This is a genomic window from Bartonella saheliensis (genome assembly GCF_902162175.1).
The window spans coordinates 1-963 of record NZ_LR607321.1; the positions used below are offsets into that span (position 1 = coordinate 1).

The following is a 963-nucleotide window of genomic DNA, read 5'->3' on the forward strand; positions in this document are numbered from 1 at the left end:
CTTTTGCAGGTATTGATACGAACTTCACAAATGTGAACACACATCTGAATAACGTTGTTAATAACTTTAATGAAAAGTTAGACAACATTAATAAAGAAGTTAAAGGTGATGCTTTATTATGGAGCAAGGATGATCATGCCTTTAGTGCGCAACATGGAGAAGGTGATTTAAGAAAAGAGAGTAAGATCACGCATATTTTGAATGGTGATGTTACTAAGGGTTCCACGGATGCAGTTACGGGTGGACAACTTTATTTGATGAACGAGCAGCTTGCGACCTATTTTGGTGGCGGATCTGGCTATGATGATAAAGGAAAATGGACTAATCCAACTTTCAAAGTGAAGACAGTTAAGGATGATGGTGGCTCTGGAGAAGAAAGCTATAAGAATGTAGCGGATGCTTTAGCTGGAGTTGGTACGTCTTTCACGAATGTTCAAAATAAGATTACCAATGAGATTAATAACGCAATTACCAAAGTAGAAGGTGATAGCCTTGTTAAACAGGATGAAACAGGCCGTATCAAGATAGGTGCAGAAAAAGAGGGTGGCGAAATCAATATCGCTAACAAAGATAAAGCAGATCGTACGCTTTCTGGAGTTAAGGCAGCAGTCAATGATAATGAAGCCATTAACAAAGAGCAATTTGATAAAGGATTGAAGGATCTTTCTAACATTCTTCAATCAGAAGATTCAGCTGTTGTTCTTTATGATAAAAAGACAGATGGAAAAATTGATTACACCAGTGTGACCTTTGGAAAAGGTAAGGGTTCTGCCCCTGTTGGTTTGCATAATGTTGCCGATGGTAAGATTGCCAGTGGGTCCCATGATGCGGTTACAGGAGGTCAGATTAATACAATCTCTCAAGATGTGGCGCAATTCTTAGGAGGAGAAGCATCCTTTAAAGAAGGTGTCTTTACGGGTCCAAGCTATCAATTATCTCAGGTTGATGAAAAGGGTGAGGCTC

General features: G+C 39.4%; 1 pseudogene. It reads left to right on the forward strand.

The features are described 5' to 3' along the window. A pseudogene (locus FS875_RS10330) lies at window positions 1–963 on the forward strand (Vomp family autotransporter); the annotation flags it as partial.